We start from the raw sequence: 23,207 nt of genomic DNA on the forward strand, positions 1-23,207 counted from the left end.
CAGCTTCGAAAGGGGACGGACATGCGCATCATCATCACCCTGGTTTTCGCCCTTGTCGGCGCCGTTCTGCTGGCGGGCGGCATCCATCTTGCGATCCTGGGCGGCAGTCCGTTCATCGCCTTTTCGGGCGCGGTGCTGCTGCTTGTGGCGGTGCTGGTGGTCGCGCGGAATGCCTGGGCGCGCTGGATCTATGCGGGTTTCCTGATCGCGCTGGCGGTCTGGTCCTGGCTTGATTCCGGCTATGACTGGTGGCCCCTGGCATCGCGGATGGGAATGTTCCTGATCCTGGGGCTTCTGCTTCTGCTGCCCGTCGGCGTGCCCCGCGACCGATCCGGCCGGACCGTCCTGTTCGCCGTGACCCTGATCGCAGGCCTTGGCCTTCTGGGCAGCCTTGCCACCGATCCGCACGAGATCAAGGGCGCGCTTCCCGACCAGATCGCCAATACCGACCCAGACATGGGACCGCCCGGCGGCCCCGAGGACTGGCTGGCCTATGGCCGGACCGATTTCGGGCAGCGCTTCTCTCCGCTGGACCAGATCACTGCGGAAAATGTCGGCAGCCTGGAAACCGCCTGGACCTATCGGACCGGCGACATGCGCCAGCCCGGCGACACGGACGAGACGACCTATCAGGCGACCCCGATCAAGGTCGGCAATACCCTGTATCTGTGCACGCCGCACAACTGGCTGGTGGCGCTGGATGCGGATACCGGGGCCGAGCGCTGGGTCTACAAGGCCGCCATCGAACCCTTGAGCCAGCGCCAGCACCAGACCTGCCGGGGCGTCAGCTATTGGCCCGGAGAGGGGGGCGCAACTGCCGCAGCCGCCGCAACTCCTGACCCGGCCACGGCCCCCGCGCCCGCCGTGCTGCCCGCCGCGACCGATCATCCGCAAAGCCCCGCCGTCAGCGCGGACACGCAATCCTCGGGCCCCTGCACGGACCGCATCTTCATGCCGACCTCGGACGCGCATATGCTGGCGGTGAACCCGCAGACCGGCCAGCTTTGCACCGATTTCGCCGACAATGGCGTGCTGAACCTGATCCACAACATGCCCTTCAAGCAGGCGGGGTTCTATTATTCGACCTCGCCCCCGGTCATCGTCGGCAATGCCCTGGTGGTAGGCGGCGCGGTCAACGACAACTACGACATCAACTCTCCCTCGGGGGTGATCCGGGCCTATGACGTGCGCGACGGGCGGCTGCTGTGGAACTGGGATTCGGGCAACCCAGACGCCACCGCGCCCTTCGACGTGAACGACCCGAACCAGACCTATACCCCGTCCTCGCCCAACAGCTGGGCGCCCCTGTCGGCGGATCCGGCGCTTGGGCTGGTCTATGTGCCGATGGGCAACCGCACGCCCGACCAACTGGGCATGTTCCGCAACGAGGCCGAGGAAACCTATTCCAGTTCCGTGGTGGCCCTGGACGCCGCGACCGGGCAGGCCCGCTGGGTGCAACAGTTCGTCCACCATGACCTGTGGGACATGGACACGCCCGCGCAGCCCACGCTGCTGGATCTGGACATGCCCGGCGGCCGGGTGCCCGCCCTGGTGGTGCCCACGAAGCAGGGCGATGTCTATGTCCTGAACCGGGAAACCGGCGAACCGATCCTGCCCGTCACCGAACGCCCCGCCCCCCAGGGCACCATCCCCGAGGATTTCGCCGCCCCGACCCAGCCGGTGTCCGCGCTGTCCTTCGAGCCCGAACCCCTGACCGAAGCGCAGATGTGGGGCGCCACGCTGATCGACCAGATGCTGTGCCGGATCCAGTTCCGCAAGCTGCGCTATGAAGGCCGCTATACACCGCCGTCGCTGCAGGGCACCCTGGTTCATCCCGGCAATTTCGGTGTCTTCAACTGGGGCGGCATCGCGGTCGATCCCCGCCGACAGGTGATGTTCGGGATGCCGCTGCAACTGGCTTTCACCTCGCGCCTGGTGCCTGCGGAACAGGCGCAGGGACGCGCCACCAATTCGGGCGAGCAGGGCCTGAACTCCAACACCGGCGCGCCCTACGCGGTGGAAATGGGGCCGTTCCTGTCGCCCCTGGGCGTGCCTTGCCAGCAGCCGCCCTGGGGTTTTGTCGCGGGCGCCGACCTGCGCACGGGGGAAATCCACTGGAAGCACCGCAACGGCACGACCATGGACATGACCCCCGTGCCGATCCCGCTGCCCCTGGGGATGCCGGGCATCGGCGGGCCGGTCATCACCGGGTCGGGCGTGGTCTTCATGGCCGCCGCCGTGGACGATTATCTTCGCGCCTATGACCTGACGACGGGCCGGGAACTGTGGCGCGGGCGCCTGCCTGCGGGCGGGCAGGCCACGCCCATGACCTATCTGGACAGCCAGGGCCGCCAGATGGTGGTTCTGGTGGCGGGCGGGCACGGCTCCATCGGGACCAGGCTGGGCGATCATGTGCTGGCCTGGCGGCTGCCTGCCGCTGCGGCCAATTAGTCCTTGGCCGAACGGCGTCCCCGCGTGCTATAGTCATCGCTACCGTTGACGGAGGGAGCCTGTCCGGTATGCGCCATGCCGATTACGTCGCCCAGAAGTCGCAGTCGAATTCCGCGACTTCGGCCCTTGCCGCGTCCTGGCGGCGGTCCATGCTGAAGCACGGGCTTGACCCGTCCGACGCGCGCCGCCCCGAGCGCCTGACCTTTGACGAACTGTCCCGCCGCCGCCAGGCGATGGAACATTTCCTGCGCGTGGCCTCGCCGCAACTGGACCAGTTGTTCAACCTTGTGGGGCTGTCGGGCTGCAACGTCCTGCTGACCGATGCGGATGGCGTGGTGCTGGACCAGCGGGTGAATGCCGCAGATGCCGAACAGTTCCGGGACTGGGGCTTGTGGCAGGGCGCCGACTGGTCCGAGGCGACCCAAGGCACCAACGGCATCGGCACCTGCCTGGCCGAGGGGCGGCAGGTCACGATCCACCGCGACGAACATTTCCACACCCGCAACACGGCGATGTCCTGCATGGACGCGCCGATCTGGGGACCGGACGGGCGGCTGCTGGCGGCGCTGGATGTCAGCAGCGCGCGGGCCGACCAGACCGAACGCTACAACCGCCTGATCGGCGCCCAGGTGGCGCAGACCGCCCGCGCGATCGAGGCGGTGTTCTTCCGTGCCAGCTTCCCCGGAACGCGGATCGTCGCGGCGGACGACAACGCGGATGCCGCCGTCCTGCTGGCCGTGGACAAGGACGACCTTGCCATCGGCGCGACCCGCGCCGCGCGCCGGGCCCTGGGGCTGGAACGCGAAGGCGTGATCAGGCCCCGGCCCGCCGCCGACCTGCTGGGGCGCGAGGACAACCTGACCGGCTTCGACAAGGGCGAACGGGCCGCCCTGGCGCGGGCCCTGGCGCGGGCCGACGGCAATGTGTCCGCCGCCGCGCGCGCTTTGGGGATCGGGCGCGCCACCATGTATCGCCGCATGGCCCGGCTGGGTCTGGGCGAAAAAACCAGCTGACTGTCTCATGGATGAGACACAAGCCGTGCCGGGGCAGGGCAGGCCGGTTGCAACGAATCAGCCCGGCCGCAAGCTTCGTCCCATACCCGGAGAAGGGAGACTTCGGGCCGGATCCCAGAGGAGGAAGATATGCCGAACGACCAGACGCACGAATTCCGCGGCGTGGGCGTGATGCCTTTTGCCAAGCGCTATGACAACTTCATCGGTGGGCAGTGGACCGCGCCGAAATCGGGCAAGTATTTCACCAACACCACCCCCATCACCGGCGCCGCCATCGGCGAGATCGCCCGGTCGAACGCCGACGACATCGAAGCGGCCCTTGATGCGGCCCATGCCGCCAAGGACAAGTGGGGCCGGACCTCGGCCGCCGAACGCTCGCTGGTGCTGCTGCGCATCGCCGACCGGATGGAACAGAACCTGGAACTGCTGGCCACGGCGGAAACCTGGGACAACGGCAAGCCGATCCGCGAGACGATGGCCGCCGACTTGCCGCTGGGCATCGACCACTTCCGGTACTTCGCGGGCGTGCTGCGCGCGCAGGAAGGCGGGATTTCGGAGATCGACCACGACACCATCGCCTATCACTTCCACGAACCCCTGGGCGTCGTGGGCCAGATCATTCCTTGGAACTTCCCGCTGCTGATGGCGGTGTGGAAACTGGCCCCCGCGCTTGCCGCCGGGAACTGCGTGGTGCTGAAACCGGCCGAACAGACGCCCGCCAGCATCATGGTCTTCGTGAACCTGATCGCCGACCTGCTGCCGCCGGGCGTTCTGAACGTCGTGAACGGCTTCGGACTGGAAGCCGGTAAGCCGCTCGCCTCGAACCCGCGCATCTCGAAGATCGCCTTCACCGGGGAAACCACCACCGGGCGGCTGATCATGCAATATGCGTCGGAAAACCTGATCCCGGTCACGCTGGAACTGGGCGGCAAGTCCCCCAACATCTTCTTCGAGGACGTGGTCCGCGAGGATGACGACTTCTTCGACAAGGCCCTGGAAGGCTTTGCCATGTTCGCGCTGAACCAGGGCGAGGTCTGCACCTGCCCGTCGCGCGTGCTGATCCAGGAATCGATCTATGACCGCTTCATGGAGCGCGCGCTCAAGCGCGTCGAGGCGATCAAGCTGGGCGATCCGCGCGACAGTGCCACGATGGTGGGCGCCCAGGCATCGTCGGAACAGAAGGAAAAGATCCTCTCCTATTTCGACATCGGCCGCAAGGAAGGGGCCGAGGTTCTGATCGGCGGCGAGGCGGCCGACCATGGCGGGGAACTGTCCAGCGGCTATTACATCAAGCCCACCGTGTTCCGCGGCAACAACAAGATGCGCATCTTCCAGGAGGAAATCTTCGGCCCGGTTGTGTCCGTGACCACCTTCAAGGACCAGGACGAGGCGCTGTCGATCGCCAACGACACGCTGTACGGCCTGGGCGCGGGCGTCTGGTCGCGCGAGGCCAATACCTGCTACCGCTTCGGCCGCGCGATCAAGGCGGGCCGGGTCTGGACCAACTGCTATCACGCCTATCCGGCCCATGCGGCCTTTGGCGGATACAAGCAGTCGGGCATCGGGCGCGAGAACCACAAGATGATGCTGGACCATTACCAGCAGACCAAGAACATGCTGGTCAGCTACTCGCCCAAGAAACTGGGCTTCTTCTGAAACGGACGGGCCGGGACGACCCGGCCCGCCCACCGCGCCTGCGCAGGCGCTTCACCTTCCCTCCAGGCGCAACCATCCGTCGGGCGCGGCGTTGAACCGGAAGCATCCTGCTTCCGGTTCTCGTACATGCCCAAGGACGCCGTCATCTCTGACCCTCGCGACGCCGCGAAAGAGGCAGGATTGGTCTATGTCAACGACGACATGCCGGGGATCACGCGGCAAAGGTCCGGCAAGGGCTTCAGCTATCGCGGACCCGATGGCAAGACGATCACCGACAAGGCGGAACGCCAGCGGCTGGCATCGCTCGCGATCCCGCCCGCCTATGCCGATGTCTGGATCTGCCCCGATCCGCGCGGCCATATCCAGGCCACCGGCCGCGACGACAAGGGGCGCAAGCAATACCGTTACCACCCCGATTTCCGCGCCGTCCGCGACAGCGCCAAATACGACCACATGCTGGACTTCGCCCATGCCCTGCCGCAGATCCGCGAACGGGTCGACCAGGACATGTCGCGGCGCGGGATGCCCGCCGAAAAGGTGCTGGCGACCGTGGTGCATCTGCTGGAAAACACCATGATCCGCGTGGGCAACGCCGATTACGCTCGTCAGAACAAGTCCCACGGGCTGACCACGCTGCGTGACCGCCATGTGAAGATCGACGGCAACCAGGTCCGCTTCCGCTTCAAGGGCAAGTCCGGCAAGGAATGGGATCTGGGGCTGAAGGATCGCCGCGTGGCTCGGATCGTGCGCGCGGCTCAGGACATTCCCGGCCAGCATCTGTTCCAGTATCTGGACGAGGATGGCGAGCGGCAGAAGATCACCTCGACCGAGGTGAACGCCTATCTGCGCGAGATTTCCGGTCAGGATGTGACCGCCAAGGATTTCCGCACCTGGACCGGCACCGTTCTGGCCGCGCTGGCGCTGATGGAATACGAGGCCTTCGACAGCCAGGCGGCGGCCAAGCGCAACATCCGCGATGCGATCGAGCGCGTCGCGGCCCGCCTTGGCAACACGCCCACGATCTGCCGCAAATGCTATATCCACCCTGAGGTGATCGACGCCTATCTGGCCGACGAGTTGAAGCTGGAATTGAGCGAGGAAATCGAGGACGATCTGCAACAACCCGGCCTGCGCCCCGAGGAAAGGCAGGTGCTGGAGTTCCTGAAGCAAAGGTTGAAGACATGAGCACGGTCACAGCCACCCCCGCTGCCCTGGACCTGATCGCCGAAATCGTGGCCGACCATGGCCCGGTCCTGTTCCACCAGTCCGGCGGCTGCTGCGACGGGTCGTCCCCCATGTGCTATCCGCAAGGCGATTTCCGGGTGGGCGAACGCGACGTGAAACTGGGCGAGATCGGCGGCGCGCCCTTCTATATCAGCGCCTCCCAGGCCGAGGCCTGGGCGCATACCGACCTGATCATCGACGTGGTGCCCGGTCGCGGCGGCATGTTCAGCCTGGACAACGGGCGGGAAAAGCGGTTCCTCACCCGGTCGGAAATCTGCCGCATCTGATTGGCAGGACCGGGACCATCCCCTATAACGCGCCGAGCGAAAGGGGATCGGACCATGGCATACAGCGTTTTCATCGATGGCGAGGCAGGCACCACGGGCCTGCAGATCCGCGAGCGGCTGGCACCGCGCGATGACATCCGCCTGGTCCAGATCGATCCCGACCGCCGCAAGGACGCGGGTGCCCGGCGCGAGGCCTTTGCCCAGGCCGATGTGGCGATCCTCTGCCTGCCCGACGATGCCGCGCGCGAGGCGGTGGACCTGGCGCGCGACCTGGACACGCGGATCATCGACGCCTCGACCGCGCATCGGGTGGACCCGGCCTGGGCTTTCGGCTTTCCCGAACTGAATGCCGGGGCGCGCGACCGGATCGCGGGGGCAAAGCGGGTCAGCAATCCCGGCTGCTATTCCACGGGCGCCATCGCCATCATCGCCCCCTTGGTTGCCGCAGGCTTGATCGCGCCGGACGAGGCGCTGTCGATCAACGCGGTCAGCGGCTATACCGGCGGCGGCAAGGCGCTGATCGCGGAATATGACAGCGGCGAGGCCCCGGCCCATTTCGTCTATGGCCTGAACCAGCAGCACAAGCATATCCCGGAAATCGTGGCCCATGCGGGCCTGTCCCGGCAGCCGATCTTCGCGCCTTCGGTTGGCAATTTCGCGCAGGGCATGGCGGTGCAGGTGCCGCTGTTCCTGAACGCGCAGCGGACGCTGGAGGGCCTGACGCAGGCGCTTGCCGACCATTATGCCGGGCAGCGTTTCATCGACGTGGCGGCGGGAAGCGGCACGCGGATCGTGCCGACGGATCTGAACGACACCAACCGCCTGCGCATCACCGTGCAGGGCGATGCGGAGAACGGCTGCGTGACGGTGGTGGCGGTGCTGGACAACCTGGGCAAGGGCGCGTCCGGCGCGGCGGTCCAGAACCTCAACATCATGCTGGGCGTGGACGAGGCGGCCAGCCTCTGACGCCAGGGGCGGCACCGGCCGGGGCCGGTGCCAGCCGCTTCATTCTGCCGCCTCGGCATAGCTTTCAAGCGGCGGGCAGGTGCAGACCAGGTTGCGGTCGCCATAAGCGTTGTCAACCCGGCCGACCGGCGGCCAGTACTTGTCCACCCGGAAGGCGCCCGCCGGGAAGCAGCCCTGTTCGCGCGAATAGGGGCGATCCCATTCGGCCACCAGATCCTCGACCGTGTGGGGCGCATGGCGCAGCGGGCTTTGGTGGGCCTCGATGCGGCCCTCGGCCACCTCCGTGATCTCGTCCCGGATCGCCAGCAGGGCGGTGATGAAGCGGTCGATCTCGGCCTTGGTCTCGGATTCGGTCGGCTCCACCATCAGCGTTCCCGCCACGGGCCAGCTCATGGTGGGCGCATGGAAACCGTTGTCTATCAACCGTTTGGCGATGTCGTCCACGGTGATGCCGTGTTCGGCAAAGGGCCGCGTGTCGATGATGCATTCATGCGCCACGCGCCCCCGGTTGCCCATGAACAGGATCGGATAGGCCCCGGCCAGACGCGACGCGATATAGTTCGCGTTCAGGATCGCCACCCGCGTGGCCTGGGTCAGCCCCGCCCCGCCCATCATCAGGCAATAGGCCCAGGAGATCAGCAGGATCGACGCGCTGCCATAGGGCGCCCCGCTGACCGCGCCGCTGTCCGCGTCACGCGGATCGCCGGGCAGGAAGGGCGCCAGATGCGCCTTGACCCCGATCGGCCCCATGCCCGGACCGCCGCCGCCATGCGGGATGGCGAAGGTCTTGTGCAGGTTCAGGTGGCTCACGTCGCCGCCGATCTCGCCCGGCTTCACCAGGCCCACAAGCGCGTTCATGTTGGCCCCGTCGATATAGACCTGGCCGCCATGCCTGTGGGTGATGTCGCAAACCTCGCGCACGGTATCCTCGAAGACGCCATGCGTGGACGGATAGGTAATCATCACCGCCGCCAGCCTGTCGCCAGCCTTCGCCGCTTTGTCCGCGAAGTCCTCAAGGTCGATGTCGCCATTGGGCGCGGATTTCACCACGACCACCTTCATGCCGCACATCTGCGCGGATGCCGGGTTGGTGCCATGGGCGCTGACGGGGATCAGGCAGACATCCCGATCCTCGCCGCGCGACTTGTGATAGGCGGCGATGGTCAGCAGCCCTGCGTATTCCCCCTGCGCGCCGCTGTTCGGCTGCATGGAAAAGGCGTCGTATCCGGTGATCTGGCACAGCTTTTCGGTCAGGTCGCCGATGGCCTCGGCATAGCCCGCCGCCTGATCGGCGGGGGCAAAGGGGTGCAGCGCGCCGAATTCGGGCCAGGTGATCGGCATCATCTCGGCCGCGGCGTTCAGCTTCATGGTGCAGCTGCCCAGCGGGATCATCGCCCGGTCCAGCGCCAGGTCGCGGTCCGACAAGCGACGCATATAGCGCATCATCTCGGATTCGGCGCGGTTCATGTGGAAGACCGGATGGGTCAGGTAATCGGTTTCGCGCAGAAGGGCGTCGGGAATGGCCGGACCTTCGGCCGGGGCGGCGGCGTCAGAGATGCCGAAGGCGTCCAGCAGCCTTGTGATCACGCCCGCATCCGTCGTCTCATCGACGCTGATGCCCACGCGGTCGCGGCCGACCTTGCGCAGGTTGATGCCGCGATGGCGGGCGGCGGCCATGATGCCTTGCTGGCCCACGCCCACCTTGACGGTGATCGTGTCGAAGAAGGCCTCGGGCGCGACCTCGGCCCCCGCCGCGCGCAGGGCATCGGCAATGGTGACCGCATGCAGATGCACCCGCTGCGCGATGGCGCGCAGGCCCACGGGGCCGTGGAAGACCGCATAGAAGGAGGCCATCACCGCCAGCAGCGCCTGCGCGGTGCAGACATTGGACGTAGCCTTCTCGCGCCGGATATGCTGTTCGCGGGTTTGCAGGGACAGGCGATAGGCCTTGTTGCCCTTGGCGTCGATGGAAACGCCGACGATGCGCCCCGGCATGGCCCGCTTCAACTCGTCCCGGCAGGACATGAAACCGGCATGCGGCCCGCCATAGCCCATCGGCACGCCGAACCGCTGCGCCGAGCCGACCGCGATGTCCGCGCCCATCTCGCCGGGCGCCTTCAGCAGGCACAGCGCCAGCAGGTCGGTCGCCACTACCGCCAGGGCACCGGCCTTGTGCAGCGCCGAAATCTCGGGCGTCAGGTCGCGGATATGGCCATAGGTGCCGGGATACTGGAAAATCGCCCCGAAGACCTCATCCGCCTTCAGATCGTCGATGGAGGCCTTGACGATGCGGATGCCCAGGGGGGCGGCGCGCGTCTCGATCACGGCAATGGTCTGAGGGTGCAGGTCATGGGCCACGAAGAAGGCGTCGGATTTCGACTTCGACTGCCGACGCGCCATGGCCATCGCCTCGGCCGCCGCCGTCGCCTCGTCCAGCAGGGAGGCGTTCGCCACCGGCAGTCCGGTCAGGTCGGCCACCATGGTCTGGAAATTCAGCAGCGCCTCCAGGCGGCCCTGGGCGATTTCGGGCTGATAGGGGGTATAGGCGGTGTACCAGGCCGGGTTTTCCAGGATGTTCCGCTGGATCGCGGGGGGCGTCACCGTGCCGTAATAGCCCTGGCCGATCAGGCTGATCATCACGGTGTTCTTCGCCGCGACCGCGCGCATCCGGTCCAGAAGCGCGGCTTCCGACAGCGCGGGCCAGTCAAGGGCCGTGTCCTGCCGGATCGCCTGCGGCACGGTCTGGTCGATCAGTGCCTCCAGGCTGTCGGCGCCCACGACCTTCAGCATCGCCTCCATCTCGGTGGGCGAGGGGCCGATATGGCGGCGGTTCGCGAAATCGTCGGGGTTGTAGTCGGTCGGGGTCCAGCGGGTCATGCGCGCCACATCTTCTGTGTGAAAATATCCTCGGGGGTCCGGGGGCAGACAGCCCCCGGCGACATCATCCGATCAGCGCCTGATAGGCGGCCTCGTCCATGAAACCCCCGATCGCGCCCGCCTCAGTCGGCTTGATGCGGAAGAACCAGGCCGCCAAGGGATCGTCGTTCACGCTGCCCGGCGCGTCGGCCAGGGCGCTGTTCACCGCCGTGATCACGCCTGCAATCGGGGCCGAGATGTCAGAGGCGGCCTTGACCGATTCGATCACCACCACTTCCTCGCCCGCCTCGACGGCGCGGCCTTCCTCGGGCAGTTCGACAAAGACGACATCGCCCAGTTGCTCGCTGGCATGGGCGGTGATGCCGACGACGATCTCGTCACCCTCGGCGCGCAGCCATTCGTGGTCTTCGGTGTATTTCAGCATGGGATCCTCAGCGTTTGTAGGACGGGGTGATGAAGGGCAGGGGGGTGACGGCCACAGGGATCCGCTTGCCGCGCAATTCGGCGTAAACGGTCGCGCCGTCGGGCAGGACGGCGGGCAGGCGGGCCATGGCGACGGGGCCGGCGACCGATGGCCCGAAGCCGCCGGAGGAGACATGGCCGATGGCTCCGCCCCCCTCGGGCTCAGTGAAGATCGCGACGCCCTCGCGGATCGGGGCGCGGCCATCGGGACGCAGACCGCGCCGCGTTACCGCCGCGCCATCGGCCAGTTCCGCCAGGATCGCATCCGCCCCCGGAAAGCCGCCCGCCCGCGCGCCGCCCGTCCGGCGGACCTTGGGGATGGACCAGCCAATCGCCGCTTGGGCAGGTGTCACGCCGCCGTCGATGTCATGGCCGTAAAGCGGCATCCCGGCCTCCAGCCGCAGGCTGTCGCGGGCGCCAAGTCCGATGGGCGCAACCTCGGGCTGATCCAGTAGGCTTTCGGCAAAGCGGCGCAGGTCGGCAGAGGGCACCGAGATCTCGAACCCGTCCTCGCCCGTATAGCCCGACCGAGAGATCCACAGTTCGACCCCCTCCCAGTCGTGGATCTGGCTGTCCATGAAGCGCATGTCGGCAGCGGCGGACACCAGCCGGGCCAGAACCTCGGCCGCCTGCGGGCCTTGCAGGGCCAGCAGCCCCCGGTCGGCTACCGGAACGACATCCACCCCTTCCAGCGTCCGCAGATGGGCGATGTCCTGATCCGCGCAACCGGCATTGACCACCAGCAGGAAGTGATCGCCGCGATTGGCGAACATCAGGTCGTCCAGGATCCCGCCCGCATCGTTCGTGAATAGACCGTAACGCTGCCGCTCCTGCGCCAGGCCCAGCACATCGGCGGGGATCAGGCTTTCCAGGGCAAGGGCAGCGGTTTCCATCCTTCCGTCGCGCGGCGTGACCAGAACCTGGCCCATGTGGCTGACATCGAACAGCCCGGCATGGGCGCGCGTGTGCAGATGTTCGGCCATCACGCCCATGGGGTACTGGACCGGCATCTCCCATCCGGCGAAGGGCACCATGCGGGCGCCAAGGGCGGCGTGCAGGTCATAGAGCGGGGTCCGGCGCAGTTCTTCGGCCATGCGGCCTCCTTTGATCAGCCGGACAGCCGGCATCGGTTGGCGGGGTTGCCCCCGTGACGATGCCCCCTCTGTCCCTGCCCGAACCGGGCGCCTGAGATCGTTATCCCTTCGGCGGGCGCGTCGCGCCACTCTCCAGAGTTCTGGCGGAAAGCGGTCCTTCTGCCTGAGAGTTCGCCGGGGCGGCTGCTCCTTCGGCACCGGCGCGTGGCCGGCTTCTCCCGAATTCCGATGGATGAGAGCTAGCCGGGCGCCGCCAGCAAGGCAAGCCTTTTGTCGTAGCCCCCTGCGCCCATGTGATTGACAGCGCCCGCCCTGCGCCGCAGGATCCGCGCATCATCGGGGGCGGGACGTGTCGCGAAAATTCTTCCAGATCGGCTACAACAAATGCGGCACGACCTTCATCGCCAAGCTGTTCGACATGAACGGCTATCCGGCCGTCCACTGGGCGGAAGGCGCCTTGGCCGAGGATATCGCCTGGTCGAAGCTGGCGGGCGTCAGGCCCCTGCAGCCTTGGGCGGATAAAACCGTCGCCTTCACCGACATGGAATCGGTGCGCTACCTGAACATGCCCATCGTCGAGGCTTTCAAGGAATACCGCTTTCTTGACGAAAGCTATCCCGGTTCGGTCTTCCTGCTGAACACCCGCCGGGTCGAGGACTGGGTCATCAGCCGCTACATGCACCGGGGCGGCAGCTATGCCCGCGCCTATGCCCGGATCCGGGGCGTGGCGGTCGCCGATCTGGCTAACCTTTGGGCGGCCGAGTGGGAGGCGCATGTGGCGGGCTGCCGCGCCTATTTCGCGGGCCGCGCCGACTTCGTAGAGATCGACATCGACCAGGCCGCCCCCGGCGATTACCGCGACGCCCTGGCCCCCTGGTTCGACCTGCCCCTTTGCCCGCCCCGCCCCGGCGCGGGGGTCAAGTCGCGGCGGGAAGGGTATCTGGTCCCTCTGGCGCGGATGCTGACCGTCCCGCAGGCCACGACCGATGCCGCCCTGGCTCGCCAGGTCAGCGCCGAGATCATCCGCGCCGCCTGTCCGGCCAGGATCACGGATGCAGGCCCCGCCACCGGCTCCAGCCAATCCGTGGTCGATCTGGACCGGGGCGAGGTCCGCGACGCCCAAGGCGCCGTGCTGCCCCTGCGGCGCGGCCGGGACGGGTTCTTCCATGCCAAACCCGGAGCGCCGCGCCTGCTGCGCATCGCCACGACCGCCAACGACATCGCCCAGGCGGCGGACCATGGCAGCTACCTGATCGACATGCAGCCGGGCCTGATGGAAGCGCAGAGCCGACCGGTCCTGGCCTGCTGCTGTCGCGCCGGGGCGGCCAACGTGTTCCTGTGGCCGATGCCCTGGATCCACCGGCTGGGCAATGACGGCCATCTGGGCCGTCCCGACCGCATCGACCCGCCTTTCGCGGAAAAGCGGGACCGGGCGGTGTTTCGCGGCGACCTGTCGGGGCATGTGCCCGGCCCCGACGGGCAGCCCCGCCTTGCGGCGCATCAGGCCGTGGCGGATGTTCTGGCGGGCGGGCCGACGGCCGATCTGCGTGCCGCCACCCGCGTGGCCTTTGCCCTGCGCCATCAGGGATCGCCCGATATCGATGCGGGCCTGACGCCCGATGCACGGGGACAAAGGGCACTTGAAAAGGCCGGGCTGACGCATCTGACAGCAGAGCGGAAGGGCGACGATTTCCTGCTGTCGCACCGCTATCTGGTCTGCCTCGGCGCGACGGCAGGGGCCGAGGATCTGCTGCCGCTGGTCAACAGCAACTCGGTCGTGCTGCTCGAGGAGGACGGCTGGGAAACCTTCGCCCGCGCGATCTTCCAGCCTTGGCAGCACTATATTCCGCTGCAGGCAGGCGCGGACGATCTGCCCGAACGGCTGGCCTGGGCGCGCGCGCATCCCGATGCCTGCCAGCAGATGTCCGCCCGCGCCCGCGCGCTGTGCGCCGTATTGGCCGATCCGCAGACCCGCCGGGACCAGCTTGCCGCCATCCTGCGCGATTATCGCGCGGCGACCGGGCAGCCTGCCTAGCCAGATCTGCCTAGAGCGTCGCGTTCAGCGCGCCGCCATCCAGCAGGATGTTCTGGCCGATGATGAAGCGCGCCTGCTGGCTGCACAGGAAGGCGCAGGTCGCGCCGAAATCCTCGGGCGTGCCATAGGTGCCGGTGGGGATACCCGCCTGCCGCTGGCGCCGCGCCTCGTCCATGGTGATGCCCTGCTTGTCGGACACGCCCTTGTCCAGGCTGACGGCCCGGTCGGTCGCATGGATGCCGGGCAGGAGGTTGTTGACGACGACCCCATGACCCGCCACCTGCCGCGACATGCCCGCGACAAAGCCGGTCAGCCCGGTCCGCGCCGTGTTCGACAGGCCCAAGGCGGCAATGGGCGAGCGCACCGATTGCGAGGTGATGTTGACCACCCGCCCCCAGCCGCGTTCCATCATGCCGGGCACCAGGGCCTGCATCAGCGCGATGGCCGACAGCATGTTGGCGTCGATGGCGCGGATGAAATCGTCACGGTTCCAGTCCCGCCAGTCGCCCGGCGGCGGACCGCCCGCGTTCGTGACCAGGATATCGGCCTGGCCCAGGGCTTCCAGCACCTTGGCGCGGCCCGCATCGGTGGTGATGTCGGCGGCGACGGGAGTGACGCTGGTGCCGTATTTCGCGGCGATTTCCTTGGCGGTGCGGGTGATCTCGGACTCGGTCCGGCTGTTGATGACCAGATCGACGCCCGCCTCGGCCAGGGCTTCGGCGCAGCCGCGGCCCAATCCCTTCGACGCCGCGCAGACCAGCCCGCGCTTTCCCCTGATGCCCAGATCCATTGCCATCTCCTGTTGCTGGCCGCAGGATGCGCGTGCAGGGGCGAATGTCAAACCAAAGGGGCCATGTCATGACCAGACGCAGCGCCGATCCGCTGGAATGGGGCCGGGGACCGCAGGTCTTCGAGATGTTCCTGGAGCCGACCTGTCCGTTTTCGGTCAAGGCGTTCCGCAAGCTGGACGCCTTCCTGGACGTGGCGGGGCGCGACCGGGTGACGGTGAAGCTGCGGATGCAATCGCAGCCTTGGCACATGTTTTCGCCGGTGGTAACGCGCTGCGTTCTGGCGGCCTCGATGCTGGAGGGCGGGCGCGAAACCGCGCGGCGCGTGCTGGAGGCGGTGGCCGATCACCGCGAGGCCTTCGAATTCGAGGAACACCGCAAGGGGCCGAACATGGACGCCACGCCCAACCAGATCATCGCCCGGCTGGAGGATTGCAGCGGCGTGGCCTTGGCCGAAGCCTTCGCCTTTCCCGAGCTTGAGGCCGAGATCAAGCGGCACACGAAATACGCGCGGCAGAACGGCATCCATGTCTCGCCCACGTTCATGGTTAACGGGCTGGTGACGGCACTGGGCAGCGGCGATGCGGTCGAGGACTGGGCTGCGGCGCTGGAGTGACGGGCGATGGTGAAGCTGGTCCTGATGCACAGGGCGGATTCGATCTATGACGATCAGCCCGACCAAGTTTACGACTTCCCGCGTCAGTATCTCAAGGCGATGAGCGAAGCCGTCGGAGACTGGATCGTCTATTACGAGCCGGTGAAGGCAGGGCCGCGCGGCTATTTCGCCACCGCGCAGGTTGATCAGGTCATTCCGAAGCCGGGTCATGACGGCCGCTTTCTTGCGCTGATCCGCCCCGGCAGCTTCCTGTCCTTCGACAGCGCAGTGCCACGGCTGGTCGATGGCAGCCCGCTGGAAGCGGCGCTGACGGCTCTTGACGGGTCGCCGCTGTCGGGCGGGCTTGCCCAATCGGCTGTCCGCCGCATCACCGAAGCGGATTTTGCGCGGATCGTGAATCTTGGTTTGCCGCAGCAGCTCGAGGAGATCGAGGCCAGACGCTATGATCCCCAGCCCTTCGACATGGCCGAAGGCGCCCAGGCCTTCGAGCGTCCGGTCGTGGAGCGTCTGTTGCGCAGATCCTATCGGGACGTGGCCTTTCGCCGCAAGGTCCGTGACGCCTATGATTACCGCTGTGCCATTTCCGGGCTGCGGCTACGCAACGGCGGCGGCCGTCCCGAGGTTCAGGCGGCCCATATCCGCCCTGTCGAGCATCAGGGCAGCGATTCCGTGCGAAACGGACTCGCCCTGTCCGGGACGCTGCACTGGATGTTCGACCGTGGCCTGATCTCGGTCGCCGACGACAATTCAATCCTTGTCTCGCGCAACAAGGTTCCGGCCGATGTCGTGGATCGGCTGCTTCTGCCAGGGGGCAAGCTGATCCCGCCTCGTGATCCCAGGGATGAGCCCCATCCCGAAAACCTGCGCTGGCATCGGGAAAACGTCTTTGGCCAGATCGTGCCCGGCGATCTGGCCTGGTGATCAGACCGCTTGCGCCAGCCCCTGCGCCGCGTCGCGGATGGCGCGGATGTTGGTGCCGTAAACCTGCGGCTGACCGATCGAGCCACCCTTGAAGACCGCCGATCCCGCCACCAGCACATCGGCGCCGGCCTTCGCCACCAAGGGCGCGGTGATCGGATCCACGCCGCCGTCCACCTGGATATGGATGGGCCGGTCGCCGATCATGCCACGCAACCGGGCGATCTTGTCGATCTGGCTGGGGATGAACTTCTGCCCGCCGAAGCCGGGGTTCACGGTCATCACCAGAACCATGTCGGCCAGATCCAGCAGGTATTCCACCGCCTCGACCGGAGTGCCGGGGTTCAGCGCGATCCCGGCCTTTTTCCCCGTCGCGCGGATTGCCTGAAGGGTGCGGTGCGGATGGGGCCCGGCCTCGACATGGGCGGTGATCATGTCGGCGCCTGCCTCGGCATAGGCCTCGATATAGGGATCCACCGGCGCGATCATCAGGTGAACGTCCATGAAGGTCTTGACGTGCGGGCGGAAGGCCTTGACCGCCGGGGGGCCGAAGGTCAGGTTCGGCACGAAATGCCCGTCCATCACATCGACATGGACCCAGTCGGCGCCCTGGTCCTCGATGGCCCGGATCTCGCGCCCGAAATCGGCGAAGTCGGCGGAGAGGATGGACGGCGCGATCTTGATGCTGCGGTCGAAGCTCATGGCGGTTTCCCTATTCGGCGGCCTGCTGCATCGCCTGCCCGGTCTTGCGATCCACGTCAAGTCCGCCCTGGAAGACGCGGCTGGCGCGCAGGTCGGGTTCGGTCAGGGTTGACAGCGTATCGGCATCCAGCGGACCTTTCGCCTGGTTGAACAGCCGGTTCGCCTGGCGGAGGCGCGCGCGGTCCAAGGCGTTCCTGACCGACCGGGCATTGGCGAAATGCGGCTGCTGGCGGCGGGCGGCGATGTATTCCTCCATCGCGGCCCTTGCGGCATCGTCCAGGCGATAGTTCTGCGCGGCCAGCATCTGTTCGGAGATATGCAGCAGTTCCGGGTCGGTATAATCCGGGAACTCGATGTGATGGGCGATGCGCGACCGGAAGCCAGGGTTCGAGGCGAAGAAGCGGTCCATCCGGTCGGCATAACCCGCCAGGATCACCACCAGATCGTCGCGGTTGTTTTCCATGACCTGGAGCAGGATCTCGATGGCTTCCTGTCCATAATCGCGTTCGTTTTCCGGGCGGTAAAGATAATAGGCCTCGTCGATGAACAGCACGCCGCCCATGGCCTTTTTCAAGACCTCCTTGGTCTTGGGGGCGGTGTGGCCGATATACTGGCCGACCAGATCGTCGCGCGTGACCGTCACCAGGTGGCCCTTGCGGACATAGCCCAGGCGGTGCAGCAGACTGGCCATCTTCAGCGCCACGGTGGTCTTGCCGGTGCCGGGATTGCCGGTAAAGGACATGTGCAGCGTCGGCGTCTCGGTTGCCAAGCCCATCTGGCGGCGGGCCTTGTCCACCAGCAGCAGGGCTGCGGTCTCTCGGATGCGGGACTTGACGGGCTCAAGGCCGATCAGCGTCTCGTCCAGTTCGCGCAGCACATCCTTGACACCGCTTTCCTCGAAGGATCGGGCCAGATCGACATGGGTGGGGCGCGGGGCGGTGTCGGTGTCTTCGGTCATGATCGGCCTTTCAGCAGAGAAGGGAAGGGGACCGGGCGGCGGGAGGGCGTCCGCCCGGTCCCGAAACCGTCAGGCGTAGCGCAGCCCTTCGGGTTCGCGAGTGGCATAGCTTTCGATCGTGTAGCGGACCACGCGGCCTTCGGCTTCCTGGCGGACAAGCCGGAAGCCCGGTTCGGTCGCGGGGCGGTTCACGATGAAGCTCATGCGGATGGATTCCCAGCCGGGGGATGCGTCGAAGGCGATGACGCGGATGTATTTGCCGCCGTGTTCCTTGCGGCATTCGTTGACCTCGAAGACCACGGCGGCGGCATCCGGGTTGTCGAACATCGGATGCCCCCACATTTCCCAATAGGTGTTTCGGGGATGCGGGTCGTCAGAGTATTCCACGGATACCGCCCAGCCGTTGTCGATGGCGTATTGGGCCTGCACGCGAATGTCGTCGTCCGATAGATCGGGAAGAAAGCTGAACTGTCCTTGGCGCAGTTTCATGGTGGTGTTCCTTTGATGGCGGGGGAAGGTGGGGTGGAACCCCACCCTACGGGGCCTCATGATCCGGGCGTTTGCCGGGCGATGGCGTAGGGTGGGATTCTGCCCCACCATGCGATCACATCGACACTTCGGGCGTCGGCGCGAAATCGGGCGCGTCGGTCGAGGCATAGTTGAAGGACACGTCCTTCCAAACATCCAGGGCCTGCTTCAGCGGCGTGCAGGTCTTGGCCGCGTCGCGCAGGATGTCCTCGCCCTCGTTCCAGATGTCGCGGCCGGCGTTGCGGGCGAAGACCATCGCCTCCAGCGCCACGCGGTTGGCGGTCGCGCCCGCCTGGATGCCGTGCGGGTGGCCGATGGTGCCGCCGCCGAATTGCAGGACCACGTCCTCTCCCAGATAGGTCAGAAGCTGGTGCATCTGCCCCGCGTGGATGCCGCCCGAGGCGACCGGCATCATCTTGTTCAGCGATGCCCATTCCTGGTCAAAGAAGATGCCGTTCTCCAGCGCCATCGGGTTCCGCTCCTCGCGGAAGATGTCGTAATAGCCCTTGGTCGTGGCGGGATCGCCCTCCAGCTTGCCGACGACGGTGCCCGCGTGCAGGTGGTCCACCCCTGCAAGCCGCATCCATTTGGCGATGACGCGGAAGCTGACGCCATGGCTGCGCTGGCGGGTATAGGTGCTGTGCCCCGCGCGGTGCAGGTGCAGGATCATGTCGTTGTCGCGCGCCCATTTCGCCATCGACTGGATCGCCGTATAGCCGATCACCAGGTCGATCATCACGATGACGCTGCCCAATTCTTTGGCGAAGTTGGCGCGTTCGTACATCTGCTCCATCGTGCCTGCGGTGACGTTCAGATAGGTGCCCTTGACCTCTCCGGTCGCGGCGGATGCGCGGTTCACCGCCTCCATGCAGTAGAGGAACCGGTCGCGCCAATGCATGAAGGGCTGGCTGTTGATGTTCTCGTCATCCTTGGTGAAGTCGAGGCCGCCCTTCAGCGCCTCATAGACGACGCGGCCATAGTTGCGCCCCGACAGGCCCAGCTTGGGCTTCACGGTCGCGCCCAGAAGCGGGCGGCCATAGACGTTCAGGCGTTCGCGTTCCACGACGATGCCGGTGGCCGGTCCCTGGAAGGTCTTCACATAGGCTACGGGCAGACGCATGTCCTCCAGCCGCAGGGCCTTCAGGGGCTTGAAGCCGAAGACGTTGCCGATGATGGATGCTGTCAGGTTGGCGATGGAGCCCGGCTCGAACAGGTCCAGGTCATAGGCGATGTAGGCGAAGTATTCGCCCGAGGAGTTCGGGACCGGATCGACGCGATAGGCCTTGGCGCGGTACTTGTCGCAGGCCGTCAGGCGGTCGGTCCAGACCACCGTCCAGGTCGCGGTCGAGCTTTCGCCCGCCACTGCAGCCGCGGCCTCGACGGCATCCACCCCGTCCTGCGGCGTGATGCGGAACAGCGCGATCACGTCGGTGTCCTTGGGGGTATAGTCGGGCTCCCAATAGCCCATCTGCGCGTATTTCAGCACGCCCGCGGAATAGCGCTTCTTGGCATCCATCTTGGGGTTCGACATCTCGTTCATGGGTCTTCCTCCTCTCAGGCGGCTTTCGCGCCGGTGATGGCCGGGTCAAGCGCCCCCGACGCATAGCGTTTGGCCATCTCGTCCATCGCGATGACCTTGATCTTGTGGGCCTGCCCCGCCGTCCCGAAGCGTTCGAACCGGTCGCGGCACAGCGCGGTCAGTTCGGCCATGGCGGGGATCATGAACTTGCGGGGGTCGAACTCGTCGGGACGCTCGCGCGCGACCTTGCGGAAATGCCCGGTCATCGCCATGCGGCAGTCGGTGTCGATATTGACCTTGCGTACGCCCATGCGGATGCCGCGCTCGATTTCTTCCACGGGAACGCCGTAGGTCTGGGGCATCTGCCCGCCGGAGTCGTTGATGAGGTCTTGCAGATGCTGCGGCACACTGGACGACCCGTGCATGACCAGATGCGTGCCGGGCAGGCGGTCGTGGATCGCCTCGATCACATGCATCGCCAGGATCTCGCCATCGGGCTTGCGGGTGAACTTGTAGGCGCCGTGCGAGGTGCCGCAGGCGATCGCCAGTGCGTCGCAGCGGGTGCGCAACACGAAATCGACGGCCTGGTCGGGATCGGTCAGAAGCTGCGAAGGGTCCAGCTTGCCCTCGGCGCCCGAGCCATCCTCGGCCGCAGCCTCTCCGGTTTCCAGGCTGCCCAAGACGCCCAACTCGCCCTCGACGCTGGCGCCGACCGCATGGGCGGCTTCCGCGACCTTGGCTGTCACCGCGACGTTGTAGTCGTAATCGGCAGGGGTCTTCATGTCCTCAAGCAGCGACCCGTCCATCATCACGCTGGTAAATCCGTGGCGGATCGCGGACATGCAGGTCGCCAGGTTGTTGCCGTGGTCCTGGTGCAGGCAGATCGGAACCGTAGGGTTCATCTCGGCCAGGGCCTCGACCATGCGGCGCAGCATGATGTCGCCGGCATAGGAGCGCGCGCCGCGGCTGGCCTGCAGGATCACCGGGGCATCGACCGCAGCCGCCGCCTTCAGGATCGCCAAACCCTGTTCCATGTTGTTGATGTTGAAGGCGGGCACGCCGTAGCCATGTTCGGCGGCGTGGTCCAGAAGCTGTCGCAGCGTGATCAGCGCCATCAGTCCTCTCCCTTGATGAGTTTCCGGGCCAGCTCTGCCGTGGCCTCGAGTGTGATGCCGAAATGGCGGTAAAGAGCAGGAGCGGGGGCGGAGGCGCCAAAGCCCGTCATGCCGACAAAGCCGTCCTCGGGGCGCAGGAACAGGTCCCAACCCTGGCGGATCGCGGCCTCGATCCCGATGCGGGGGGCGTCGCACAAGACGCCCTGCCGATAGGCGCGGTCCTGCCGGGCAAACAGTTCGAAGCAGGGGGCCGAGACGACGGCGGCGTTGATCCGCTCGGCCCGCAGCAGGTCGGCGGCGGCCAGGGCGATCTCGACCTCGGAACCCGTGGCGATCAGCGTCACGTCGCGCGGCGTCGGCGTGGCGCGCAGCACATAGGCGCCCCGGCGACTGCGATTGGTGTCCTCGTCCTCGATCCGCACGGTGGGGAGGTTCTGCCGCGACAGGGCAAGCACGGACGGCGTGCCCTCGCTGGTCAGCGCGATCTCCCAGGCCTCGGCGGTTTCCACCGCATCGGCGGGGCGGAAGACCTGCAGGTTCGGAATGGCGCGAAGCGAGGCCAGATGCTCGACCGGCTGGTGCGTCGGGCCGTCCTCTCCCAGGCCGATGCTGTCATGGGTCATGACATGGACGACCGGCACCCCCATCAGCGCGCCCAGCCGGATCGCGGGGCGGGAATAGTCTGCAAAGGCCAGGAAGGTGCCGCCATAGGGGACAAAGCCCCCGTGCAGCGCAATGCCGTTCATCACGGCGGCCATCGCATGTTCGCGGATGCCATAGTGGATATAGCGGCCCGCATAGTCGCCCGGCTTGATCGAAGCCATCCCCGTGCTGCGGGTCAGGTTCGACCCGGTCAGGTCCGCGCTTCCGCCAATGGTCTGGGGCAGGGTGGCGTTGATGACCTCCAGGGCCATCTCGCTGGCCTTGCGGGTTGCGACCTTCGGGCGATCCTGGGCAAGCCTTTGGCAGTATTCGGCAATCGCCTTGCGCAGCGCGGGCGCATCGGGCGCGCCCTGGGCGGCAAGAAAGGCGGCACGGTTGGCGGAGGTTTCCAGCCGTGCCGCCCAGTCGGCCCGAGCCTGCGCGCCGCGCGCGGCAATCGCGGCCCAGGCGGCGGTCACATCCTCGGGCAGGGTAAAGGGCTCGTGGGGCCAGTCCAGCATCTTGCGGGCGGCGGCGATTTCCTTAGCCCCCAAGGGGGCGCCATGCACGTCATGGCCGCCCTGCTTGTTGGGCGCGCCAAAGCCGATGATGGTCCGGCAAGCGATCATGGATGGACGGTCATCGGCCCGCGCGGCTTCGATAGCGGCAGCTATGGCCTCGCGGTCATGCCCGTCCACCGCCTGCACATGCCAGCCTGCGGCGGCGAAGCGCGCCTGCTGGTCCGTGCTGGTGGACAGGTCGGTGCCGCCGTCGATGGTGATGCCGTTGTCGTCCCACAGCACGATCAGCCGCCCCAGGCACAGGTGGCCCGCAAGGTCGATGGCCTCGTGGCTGATCCCCTCCATCAGGCAGCCGTCGCCTGCGATGACATAGGTGTAATGGTCCGTCAGGTCTGGCCAGCGGGCATGGGCCATGCGCTCGGCCAAGGCCATGCCGACGGCACTGGTGATGCCCTGCCCCAGTGGGCCGGTCGTGACCTCGATCCCCTTGGCATGGCCGTATTCGGGATGGCCCGCCGTGCGCGACCCCATCTGCCGGAAGGCGCGGATCTGGTCGAGCCCCATGTCGTCATAGCCCAGCAGGTGATGGATGGCATAGACCAGCATCGAGCCATGCCCCGCCGACATCACGAAGCGGTCACGATCGGGCCAGCGGGGGTCCGCCGGGTCCACCCGCATGAAGCGGTGGAACAGCACCGTCGCCACGTCCGCCATGCCCATCGGCGCGCCGGGATGGCCGGATTTCGCGGCCTCGACCGCGTCCATGGCCAAGGCGCGGATAGCATTGGCCATCCTGGTTTCCAGAACAGGGTCGATGCGGGTCATCTGGTTCATG

19 protein-coding genes and 1 riboswitch are annotated in these 23,207 nt (G+C 66.8%); of the genes, 9 read left to right on the plus strand and 10 right to left on the minus strand.

Going from position 1 to position 23,207, the window contains the following annotated elements:
* The first annotated feature begins 21 nt into the window (after nucleotides 1-21).
* The 6 genes from AAIL68_RS07835 (at nucleotide 22) to argC (ending at nucleotide 7,597) form a co-directional block, all read left to right on the plus strand.
* Complete coding sequence (locus AAIL68_RS07835) at nucleotides 22-2,451, plus strand: membrane-bound PQQ-dependent dehydrogenase, glucose/quinate/shikimate family (protein ID WP_347139161.1); 2,430 nt, start codon at nucleotides 22-24, stop codon at nucleotides 2,449-2,451.
* Nucleotides 2,452-2,519: 68 nt separating this feature from the next.
* Entirely contained in the window at nucleotides 2,520-3,464 is a 945-nt protein-coding gene (locus tag AAIL68_RS07840; RefSeq protein WP_347139162.1) for a GAF domain-containing protein, read from the plus strand.
* 129 nt (nucleotides 3,465-3,593) lie between these two features.
* Nucleotides 3,594-5,120, plus strand: a complete 1,527-nt coding sequence (adh, locus tag AAIL68_RS07845) for an aldehyde dehydrogenase (RefSeq protein ID WP_347139163.1) — start codon at nucleotides 3,594-3,596, stop codon at nucleotides 5,118-5,120.
* Nucleotides 5,121-5,246: 126 nt separating this feature from the next.
* Entirely contained in the window at nucleotides 5,247-6,305 is a 1,059-nt protein-coding gene (locus AAIL68_RS07850) for a DNA topoisomerase IB (RefSeq protein WP_347139164.1), read from the plus strand.
* Nucleotides 6,302-6,631 carry a DUF779 domain-containing protein gene (locus tag AAIL68_RS07855; protein WP_103172560.1) on the plus strand — a complete coding sequence of 110 codons (330 nt, stop codon included), beginning with the start codon at nucleotides 6,302-6,304 and terminating at the stop codon, nucleotides 6,629-6,631. Before AAIL68_RS07850 ends, AAIL68_RS07855 begins: the two co-directional genes overlap by 4 nt.
* Before the next feature lie 54 nt (nucleotides 6,632-6,685).
* The gene (gene argC, locus AAIL68_RS07860; protein WP_347139166.1) at nucleotides 6,686-7,597 is read left to right on the plus strand and encodes an N-acetyl-gamma-glutamyl-phosphate reductase; all 912 of its coding nucleotides are present in this window, start codon (nucleotides 6,686-6,688) and stop codon (nucleotides 7,595-7,597) included.
* Between the two features lie 39 nt (nucleotides 7,598-7,636).
* Here the strand turns inward: argC and gcvP are convergent, their stop codons facing one another.
* From gcvP to gcvT, 3 genes are all read right to left on the minus strand, one after another.
* The gene (gcvP, locus tag AAIL68_RS07865) at nucleotides 7,637-10,474 is read right to left on the minus strand and encodes an aminomethyl-transferring glycine dehydrogenase (protein WP_347139168.1); all 2,838 of its coding nucleotides are present in this window, start codon (nucleotides 10,472-10,474) and stop codon (nucleotides 7,637-7,639) included.
* Nucleotides 10,475-10,538: 64 nt separating this feature from the next.
* Nucleotides 10,539-10,898: a glycine cleavage system protein GcvH gene (gene gcvH / locus AAIL68_RS07870; protein WP_347139169.1), complete on the minus strand. Its 360-nt coding sequence runs from the start codon at nucleotides 10,896-10,898 to the stop codon at nucleotides 10,539-10,541.
* A 7-nt stretch (nucleotides 10,899-10,905) separates the two neighbouring features.
* Nucleotides 10,906-12,030, minus strand: coding sequence for a glycine cleavage system aminomethyltransferase GcvT (gene gcvT, locus AAIL68_RS07875; RefSeq protein WP_347139170.1), 1,125 nt, complete (start codon nucleotides 12,028-12,030; stop codon nucleotides 10,906-10,908).
* Between the two features lie 141 nt (nucleotides 12,031-12,171).
* Nucleotides 12,172-12,261: riboswitch (glycine riboswitch) on the minus strand.
* A gap of 118 nt (nucleotides 12,262-12,379) precedes the next feature.
* Between gcvT and AAIL68_RS07880 the strand changes: the two genes are divergently transcribed.
* The gene (locus AAIL68_RS07880; protein WP_347139171.1) at nucleotides 12,380-14,065 is read left to right on the plus strand and encodes a glycosyl transferase family 90; all 1,686 of its coding nucleotides are present in this window, start codon (nucleotides 12,380-12,382) and stop codon (nucleotides 14,063-14,065) included.
* Between the two features lie 10 nt (nucleotides 14,066-14,075).
* Here AAIL68_RS07880 and AAIL68_RS07885 read toward each other — a convergent pair whose 3' ends face one another.
* Complete coding sequence (locus tag AAIL68_RS07885) at nucleotides 14,076-14,855, minus strand: SDR family oxidoreductase (protein WP_347139172.1); 780 nt, start codon at nucleotides 14,853-14,855, stop codon at nucleotides 14,076-14,078.
* A gap of 68 nt (nucleotides 14,856-14,923) precedes the next feature.
* On the opposite strand from AAIL68_RS07885, the gene AAIL68_RS07890 reads away from it, so the two are divergent.
* Both AAIL68_RS07890 and AAIL68_RS07895 read left to right on the plus strand, forming a co-directional pair.
* Nucleotides 14,924-15,469: a hypothetical protein gene (locus tag AAIL68_RS07890; RefSeq protein ID WP_347139174.1), complete on the plus strand. Its 546-nt coding sequence runs from the start codon at nucleotides 14,924-14,926 to the stop codon at nucleotides 15,467-15,469.
* A 6-nt stretch (nucleotides 15,470-15,475) separates the two neighbouring features.
* On the plus strand, nucleotides 15,476-16,390 hold the full coding sequence (locus AAIL68_RS07895; RefSeq protein WP_347139175.1) for an HNH endonuclease: 915 nt from the start codon (nucleotides 15,476-15,478) through the stop codon (nucleotides 16,388-16,390).
* Here AAIL68_RS07895 and rpe read toward each other — a convergent pair whose 3' ends face one another.
* The 6 genes from rpe to tkt form a co-directional block, all read right to left on the minus strand.
* Nucleotides 16,391-17,089, minus strand: a complete 699-nt coding sequence (gene rpe, locus AAIL68_RS07900; RefSeq protein ID WP_347139176.1) for a ribulose-phosphate 3-epimerase — start codon at nucleotides 17,087-17,089, stop codon at nucleotides 16,391-16,393.
* 10 nt (nucleotides 17,090-17,099) lie between these two features.
* Nucleotides 17,100-18,047, minus strand: a complete 948-nt coding sequence (gene cbbX, locus AAIL68_RS07905; protein WP_347139177.1) for a CbbX protein — start codon at nucleotides 18,045-18,047, stop codon at nucleotides 17,100-17,102.
* A gap of 69 nt (nucleotides 18,048-18,116) precedes the next feature.
* Entirely contained in the window at nucleotides 18,117-18,536 is a 420-nt protein-coding gene (locus AAIL68_RS07910; protein WP_103172569.1) for a ribulose bisphosphate carboxylase small subunit, read from the minus strand.
* Between the two features lie 115 nt (nucleotides 18,537-18,651).
* Nucleotides 18,652-20,115 (minus strand): form I ribulose bisphosphate carboxylase large subunit, encoded by a 1,464-nt coding sequence (locus AAIL68_RS07915; protein WP_347139178.1) that lies wholly within the window; start codon nucleotides 20,113-20,115, stop codon nucleotides 18,652-18,654.
* Between the two features lie 14 nt (nucleotides 20,116-20,129).
* The gene (gene fba, locus AAIL68_RS07920; RefSeq protein WP_347139180.1) at nucleotides 20,130-21,209 is read right to left on the minus strand and encodes a class II fructose-bisphosphate aldolase; all 1,080 of its coding nucleotides are present in this window, start codon (nucleotides 21,207-21,209) and stop codon (nucleotides 20,130-20,132) included.
* Complete coding sequence (gene tkt, locus AAIL68_RS07925) at nucleotides 21,209-23,206, minus strand: transketolase (protein ID WP_347139181.1); 1,998 nt, start codon at nucleotides 23,204-23,206, stop codon at nucleotides 21,209-21,211. The genes fba and tkt overlap by 1 nt, the downstream gene beginning before the upstream one ends.
* Between the last annotated feature and the right edge of the window lies 1 nt (nucleotide 23,207).

This window comes from Paracoccus sp. SSK6 (assembly GCF_039770665.1).
Taxonomy (GTDB): Bacteria; Pseudomonadota; Alphaproteobacteria; order Rhodobacterales; family Rhodobacteraceae; genus Paracoccus.

Excerpts from the sequence above, each read along its gene's own strand:
- AAIL68_RS07835 (WP_347139161.1), top strand. The coding sequence starts at position 22 with ATGCGCATCATCATCACCCTGGTTTTCGCCCTTGTCGGCGCCGTTCTG.
- AAIL68_RS07840 (WP_347139162.1), top strand. The coding sequence starts at position 2,520 with ATGCGCCATGCCGATTACGTCGCCCAGAAGTCGCAGTCGAATTCCGCG.
- adh (WP_347139163.1), top strand. The coding sequence starts at position 3,594 with ATGCCGAACGACCAGACGCACGAATTCCGCGGCGTGGGCGTGATGCCT.
- AAIL68_RS07850 (WP_347139164.1), top strand. The coding sequence starts at position 5,247 with ATGCCCAAGGACGCCGTCATCTCTGACCCTCGCGACGCCGCGAAAGAG.
- AAIL68_RS07855 (WP_103172560.1), top strand. The coding sequence starts at position 6,302 with ATGAGCACGGTCACAGCCACCCCCGCTGCCCTGGACCTGATCGCCGAA.
- argC (WP_347139166.1), top strand. The coding sequence starts at position 6,686 with ATGGCATACAGCGTTTTCATCGATGGCGAGGCAGGCACCACGGGCCTG.
- gcvP (WP_347139168.1), bottom strand. The coding sequence starts at position 10,474 with ATGACCCGCTGGACCCCGACCGACTACAACCCCGACGATTTCGCGAAC.
- gcvH (WP_347139169.1), bottom strand. The coding sequence starts at position 10,898 with ATGCTGAAATACACCGAAGACCACGAATGGCTGCGCGCCGAGGGTGAC.
- gcvT (WP_347139170.1), bottom strand. The coding sequence starts at position 12,030 with ATGGCCGAAGAACTGCGCCGGACCCCGCTCTATGACCTGCACGCCGCC.
- AAIL68_RS07885 (WP_347139172.1), bottom strand. The coding sequence starts at position 14,855 with ATGGATCTGGGCATCAGGGGAAAGCGCGGGCTGGTCTGCGCGGCGTCG.
- AAIL68_RS07890 (WP_347139174.1), top strand. The coding sequence starts at position 14,924 with ATGACCAGACGCAGCGCCGATCCGCTGGAATGGGGCCGGGGACCGCAG.
- AAIL68_RS07895 (WP_347139175.1), top strand. The coding sequence starts at position 15,476 with ATGGTGAAGCTGGTCCTGATGCACAGGGCGGATTCGATCTATGACGAT.
- rpe (WP_347139176.1), bottom strand. The coding sequence starts at position 17,089 with ATGAGCTTCGACCGCAGCATCAAGATCGCGCCGTCCATCCTCTCCGCC.
- cbbX (WP_347139177.1), bottom strand. The coding sequence starts at position 18,047 with ATGACCGAAGACACCGACACCGCCCCGCGCCCCACCCATGTCGATCTG.
- AAIL68_RS07910 (WP_103172569.1), bottom strand. The coding sequence starts at position 18,536 with ATGAAACTGCGCCAAGGACAGTTCAGCTTTCTTCCCGATCTATCGGAC.
- AAIL68_RS07915 (WP_347139178.1), bottom strand. The coding sequence starts at position 20,115 with ATGAACGAGATGTCGAACCCCAAGATGGATGCCAAGAAGCGCTATTCC.
- fba (WP_347139180.1), bottom strand. The coding sequence starts at position 21,209 with ATGGCGCTGATCACGCTGCGACAGCTTCTGGACCACGCCGCCGAACAT.
- tkt (WP_347139181.1), bottom strand. The coding sequence starts at position 23,206 with ATGAACCAGATGACCCGCATCGACCCTGTTCTGGAAACCAGGATGGCC.